Source organism: uncultured Cardiobacterium sp., from assembly GCF_938028185.1.
Classification (GTDB): Bacteria; Pseudomonadota; Gammaproteobacteria; order Cardiobacteriales; family Cardiobacteriaceae; genus Cardiobacterium.
Genome location: NZ_CALJAH010000110.1, coordinates 1 through 5563, shown reverse-complemented (window position 1 = coordinate 5563; position 5563 = coordinate 1). Strand labels below are relative to the sequence as shown.

The 5563-nt window shown below is 61.9% G+C and carries 6 protein-coding genes; 1 reads left to right on the top strand and 5 read right to left on the bottom strand.

Going from position 1 to position 5563, the window contains the following annotated elements:
* Positions 1-160: 160 nt before the first annotated feature.
* Both Q0349_RS03525 and Q0349_RS03520 read right to left on the bottom strand, forming a co-directional pair.
* A complete protein-coding gene (locus Q0349_RS03525; protein WP_298079495.1) occupies positions 161-1726 on the bottom strand; it encodes a DUF4139 domain-containing protein in 1566 nt (521 codons plus the stop codon).
* A 59-nt stretch (positions 1727-1785) separates the two neighbouring features.
* On the bottom strand, positions 1786-2727 hold the full coding sequence (locus tag Q0349_RS03520) for an NAD(P)-dependent oxidoreductase (RefSeq protein WP_298079494.1): 942 nt from the start codon (positions 2725-2727) through the stop codon (positions 1786-1788).
* 174 nt (positions 2728-2901) lie between these two features.
* Between Q0349_RS03520 and Q0349_RS03515 the strand changes: the two genes are divergently transcribed.
* Complete coding sequence (locus Q0349_RS03515; protein WP_298079493.1) at positions 2902-3588, top strand: TIGR00266 family protein; 687 nt, start codon at positions 2902-2904, stop codon at positions 3586-3588.
* Positions 3589-3645: 57 nt separating this feature from the next.
* Here the strand turns inward: Q0349_RS03515 and dksA are convergent, their stop codons facing one another.
* The 3 genes from dksA to Q0349_RS03500 form a co-directional block, all read right to left on the bottom strand.
* On the bottom strand, positions 3646-4071 hold the full coding sequence (dksA, locus tag Q0349_RS03510) for an RNA polymerase-binding protein DksA (protein WP_298079492.1): 426 nt from the start codon (positions 4069-4071) through the stop codon (positions 3646-3648).
* An 80-nt stretch (positions 4072-4151) separates the two neighbouring features.
* On the bottom strand, positions 4152-4964 hold the full coding sequence (locus Q0349_RS03505; protein WP_298079491.1) for a metal ABC transporter permease: 813 nt from the start codon (positions 4962-4964) through the stop codon (positions 4152-4154).
* A 93-nt stretch (positions 4965-5057) separates the two neighbouring features.
* Positions 5058-5563 (bottom strand): endonuclease domain-containing protein (locus tag Q0349_RS03500; protein WP_298079490.1); only part of this gene is annotated, 506 nt, incomplete at its 5' end.

The window sequence follows — 5563 nt, the reverse complement described above, 5'->3', positions numbered from 1 at the left end:
GGTAGTGTCATTGATGCTACCCCCTCCCCCAATTTTCCCCGCTACGGGGGCTGACGCACCTTGCGCGGGAATGGGCGATGGCAAAGGGCTGATTTTTGCCGCACGGCGGGATGTCAGCGTTCTTTTCTGGACACCACCGGATGTTTCTTGCAAAAGCCGCTCAGTCAATGCCCACCAGCCGTTTGCCTTCGGGGTAGCGCACGTCGTAGCTGTTTTCGATGCGCAGCGTGTCGCCGGGGTTGAGGTGTTTTTCCCAGAGGACGATGCCGCGCACGTTTTCGACGTTTTCCTGGTCCGGTTTGGGGCTGAATTTGGGCTCAACGGTGACGTCGCTTTGGCTGGCAATCGGCAGGCGCGCGTAGAGGCGCACTGCGCGCGGGATTTTGCCGCTGTTGCGCAGGGTGACGGTCTGCCGTTTTTCCATGCGGTCTTTGAGAATGAGGCCGTTGCCGATGTTGTAGCCCGGCGGGATGCTGTATTGCACTTCGGTGTGCGGGTCTTCGCCGAAGCTCATGATTTGCCGGCTGCGCTCCAGCATGGTGCGATCCAGCCGCATTTGTCCGATGCGGTTGCCGTCGCGGAAGAAGTTGGTGTAGCCGGGGTAGAAGCCGTAGCCGTCCGGCTGTTGCCATTCGGCGACGAGCAGCGCCCTGCTTTCGACCCAGGCGTAGGCGGCGCTGTAGAGTTTGGTACGGCTGCGGTTCTGCCAGTAGGTGAGCTGGTAGCGGTCGCGCGAGGTGGCGAGGTTGTGCCGTCCGGGGATTTTGACGTCGAAGTCCACGCCGGAGATGGCGACGTCGTTTTCGCTCGCGGTCGCTTCGTTTTTGTCGGCGCTGGCGACGGTCGGGCTGTTGTTTTTGGCGGTGGTCGCGCCGATGCCAAAGGGCGCGTTGTTTTCGCCGAGGACGGCGGCGACGGTGCGGTCGGCGACGGCGACGTTGGTGCTTTGCAGCACCGGGGTGTCCTGGTAGTCCGGCGGGGCGAAGGAGAGGCTGACTTCGACGTTGTCCCAGTCCAGTCCGCTTTGCTGGACGACTTGCGCGTAGGCGCGGATGTCCAGTTCGCCGTTTTCGGTGTTGAGGGAGAATTCGCTGTAGGGTTGCCAGTAGGCTTTGTCGGTGCGTTCGCGCAGGGTGAGGGTGACTTCGCCGATGCGGTCGCTGTAGATGTCGAACACGCCCGCGTACTGGCGACTGTCGCGTCCCTTGTTTTGCCAGACGAGTTGTTCTTTGAGCTGGCGCAGTTCGTCCTGCTGCTCGCGTTCGGTTTTGAGCAGGTCTTCGCGCAGGCGGGCGAGGGTGTCGAGCTGGCGCTGTACTTCGCTGACCGAGCTGCCGTGGCCTTGCAGGCGCTGGATGAGGGCGCGGCTCATGTCGCGGTTGTCTTCGATGCTTTGCCGGGTGATGGTCAGCGCCTGTTCGGCTTCGTCCGCCTGGTGCACCAGCGGCTCGGTCGCGTCCTGGGCGGGCAATGGCCGCATTCCCTGGCCGGTGAGGCGCGCGCCGTCAATGCCGAGCGAGACGTTGGCGATGTTGTCGCTGAGCAGCGGCGAGACGATGATGCGGTGTGCGCCGGGCTTGTGCACGGTGACTTTCGCTTCGCGGACCAGTTCGGCTTCGCGGTTGTAGAGTCTGGCGGTGACGACCGGCGCGTCCAAGTAATAGTCTTCGGCGCGGACGATTCCGGTCGTCAGAACAGTCAGCAGGATTGCCAACCATAGACGCATGATTTCATTCCTCGTTTTGCAAAAACGCGGCTATGATAACAGATAGGCTTTCCATCCTGTCATTTTCCTGCAATGAATGCCGCCACTTGCGCGCAGAGGATGCGCCACAATTCGCGCTGCGCGCCGACGCTGGCCCAGGCGTTGTGCGGGGTGAAGATGACGCGCGGGTGGGCGCGCAGGGTGAGCAGCGGCTCGTCGGCGGGCGGTGGTTCGTCGGGGAAGACGTCGCTGACGTAGCCGAGCAGTTTGCCCGCGTTCAAGGCGGCGACGACGGCGGCGCTGTCGGCGACCGGGCCGCGTGCCATGTTGAGAATCAGCGGCTGACGCTGGCACAGGGCGAGGGTGTCGGCGTTGAGCAGGTGAAACGAGGCATCGTTGAGCGGGCAATGCAGGCTGATGATGTCGGCGCGGGCGAAAACGTCGGCAAACGGCGTGTAATCCGGCGAACGCGGCGCGGCGCCACGGCGCTCCGCCCACAGCACTTCCATGCCGAAGGCGCGCGCGATTTCGCTGACGCGCCTGCCGATGTTGCCGACGCCGACGAGGCCGAGCGTCTTGCCGGCGAGGTCGATAATCGGCAGTTCATTGAGGCAGAAGCGGCCATCGCGCTGCCAGTCGCCGTCAATCACCGCCTGATGATAGGGAATGAGGCCGCGCAGCGCGGCGAGAATGGCGGCGAAGGTATGCTCGGCGACGGATGTCGTGGAGTATCCGGCGACGTTGGCGAGCTGCACGCCGTGCGCTTTGCACGCCTCGGCATCCACGTTATTGACGCCGGTGGCGGCGACCTGAATCAGCTTGAGTTCGGGTGATTGGGCGATGATGTCGCGCGTCAACAACACCTTGTTACTGATGGCAATTTGCGCGCCGCACAGACGCTCAACCACGGTGGCGGTGTCGTTCGGCGTGGCATCAAACACCTGCCAGTCGCTGACGCCTTCCGGCGCGGGCAGGTCGATGGACGGTGAGAAGGTGTTGCGGTCAAGAAATACGGCTTTCATGCGGGTCTCCGATGCGGGTTAAGGGGGCGGTCATCTTATCGCAACTGTCTCCCCCACGGCACGCGCTGCCTCGTCCTGCTGCGTTTCGCTTTTTCACCGGTTTCGCCCGATATAATGGCTAGTCTTCGCCGTTACCGGCCCCGGAACATCATCTTTTTTGTCAGAGGAGCAACCATGCCAGTTTTCACGCCCACCGGCGAACTCGATCCCTTTCTTCACGTCAGCCTGCGTCGCGGCGAGAGCATTTATTGCGAGAGCGACGCGATGGTGATGATGGAGGCCAATCTTGAGCTGCGCGGGCAGATGCAGGGCGGCTTTTTGAGCGCGCTCACCCGTCGCCTGGCCAATGGCGAGAGCTTTTTCCAGCAGCATATTCGCGCCGAACGTGGCGACGGCGACTGTCTGCTCGCGCCGATGATGCCGGGCGGGATTGAGGTGCTGGACGTCGGCAAGAGCCAGTACAACCTCAACGACGGCGCCTATCTCGCCGCCAGCGAGCGGGTGCAACTCACCGCGCGGATGCAGAGCCTCGGCACCGCGCTTTTTGCCGGTACCGGCGGCTTTTTCATCGGGCAAACTTCCGGCGAGGGGCAGATTGTGATTAACGGCTTCGGTTCTCTCTTTACCCTCGAAGTCACGCCACAAAGTCCGGTCATTATTGACAACGGTCACGTCGTCGCCTGGGACAGCAGGCTGCATTATGAATTGTCGGTGACGACCGGCGCGAGCCGCGGTATGCTCGGCAACCTGGTCAACAGCGTCACCAGTGGCGAGGCGGTCGTGCTGAAATTCAGCGGTAGCGGCAAGGTGATTCTCTGCTCGCGCAATGCCAACAGTTTCCGCTCGTGGGCGAAGCAGTAATGCCCGCATGACACGCATAAAAAAGCCCGCGGTTGCGGGCTTTTTCGTATCTGGCAATTAGCGGTTGTCGTGGAAGTTGCGCTCCTGCCGCTCGGCGATTTCCTTGCAGTCGATGCAGAGCTCGGCGGTCGGTCGCGCTTCGAGGCGGCGGAAGCCGATTTCTTCGCCGCAGCGTTCGCACCAGCCGAAGTCTTTGCGCGCGATGCGCTCCAGCGCGCGGTCGATTTTGTGCAGCAGTTTGCGTTCGCGGTCACGGGTGCGCAGCTCCAGCGAAAATTCTTCTTCTTGCGTGGCGCGGTCGTTGAGGTCGGCGGTCGGCGCGCGGTCGTCACGCAGATGTTCTTTGGTGCGGTCGCTGTCGGTGACGATTTCGTTTTTCCAGTCGGTCAGCAGCCGGGTGAAGTGCGCGAGTTGCGCATCGCTCATGTATTCTTCGCCTTTCTTTGGGGTGTAGTGGGTTTTGGCTTTGAATTCTTTGGCCATTTTCGCTCTCCTGCGTGTTGTTTGTGAAAATTGGCGGCGCATGGTAGCGGAGCATTTCATGCTTGTAAATGGTAAATGTTTTAGGGTTTGGCAGCGCGTTTCCGCCCCGCGCGGGTGTGTATCAGCACGGCGAAGTAGAGCACGCCGGCGACGCCGATGATGGCCGGGCTGACCGGCAGGTCGGCGTTGTAGGCGAGGATGAAGCCGCAGATGGTGGCGATGGCGGCGAGGACGGCGGCGATGGCGGCGCTTTGTTCCGGGGTTTTGGCGAGGCGGTTGGCGGTGTTTGCGGGCACGATCAGGAGCGCGATGACCAGCAGCAGGCCGAAGTATTGCACGGTGGTGCCGATGAAGAGGCCGATGAGCAGCAGGAAGACGAGGTCGTATTTGTCGCTCGCCGGGTATTCGGTTTTGGCAATAGCGGGGCTGGTAGTCATGAGAATGAGCGGTTGCCACAGCGCGCGCAGGGTAAGAAGCGAGACGGCGGCGGCGATGGCGATGGTGACGAGGTCGCGCGGCGTGGTGGCGAGGATGTCGCCAAAGAGGTAGGCGAGCAGGTCGGTGCGCACGTTTTCCATTTGCGACATCACCAGATAGCCCAAGGCGAGGGCGATGTGCGACAGGCTGCCGAGGATGTTGCTCGGGTTTTCGCGGCCGCTGCGTTCGATGAGGTGGAGCAGCAGCACCAAGAGCAGGGTGATGCTCCAGATGCCAACGGCGGGCGGCAGGCCGAGCCAGAGGGCGAGGGCGATGCCGAGCAGCGAGGCGTGCGACAGCGCTTCGCCGAAGTACACGAGGCGGCGCCAGCCAATGAGCGCGCCGATGGGAGCGGCAGCGGTGGCGGTGGTCAGGGCGCAGAGGCAGGGGATGAGGATGTATTGGTAGAAGAACATGGGGGATTATGGTTGCGGACTTGACTCCCTCCCCTGCAGGATGCGCCAGCATCCGCAGCGGGGGAGGGCCGGGGTGGGGGTGCGGTGTGGTTTTCAGCACGGAGGTGGGCAATGTTTCAGAATTTCCGCCAATACGGCTTCTGTTTGTTGCAGTACGTCGTGATTCCAGAATCGCAATACGCGGTAGCCCTGTTTTTGCAGAAATTTGCTTCTTTGCTGATCATAAAATTGTTGGTCAGCGTGCTGCCCGCCGTCCAGTTCGATGATTAATCTGATTTCGGGAGCGGCAAAGTCGGTGATATAGCTGCCAATGACATACTGGCGGCGGAATTTGATGTTTTGCAGTTGCCCGCCGCGCAGATGGCGCCACAAGCAGTGTTCGGCATTGGTCATGTCTTTGCGCAGCTCACGGGCAAAGTTGCGTAATTTGGGGTCTCGCCGGGTTCTCATGGTTGGGTTTGTGTTTTCTGAAATGGTCGCAGTGGTGGCATGACTATCGCTACCCCCTCCCCAGCCCTCCCCCGGGCCCCACGCAAAATGCGGATGCATTTTGCGTGGGTACCCGCCCGCTGCGGGCTTCGCCCTGCAGGGGAGGGAGA

Excerpts from the sequence above, each read along its gene's own strand:
- dksA (WP_298079492.1), bottom strand. The coding sequence starts at position 4,071 with ATGGCCAAAGAATTCAAAGCCAAAACCCACTACACCCCAAAGAAAGGC.
- Q0349_RS03525 (WP_298079495.1), bottom strand. The coding sequence starts at position 1,726 with ATGCGTCTATGGTTGGCAATCCTGCTGACTGTTCTGACGACCGGAATC.
- Q0349_RS03505 (WP_298079491.1), bottom strand. The coding sequence starts at position 4,964 with ATGTTCTTCTACCAATACATCCTCATCCCCTGCCTCTGCGCCCTGACC.
- Q0349_RS03515 (WP_298079493.1), top strand. The coding sequence starts at position 2,902 with ATGCCAGTTTTCACGCCCACCGGCGAACTCGATCCCTTTCTTCACGTC.
- Q0349_RS03520 (WP_298079494.1), bottom strand. The coding sequence starts at position 2,727 with ATGAAAGCCGTATTTCTTGACCGCAACACCTTCTCACCGTCCATCGAC.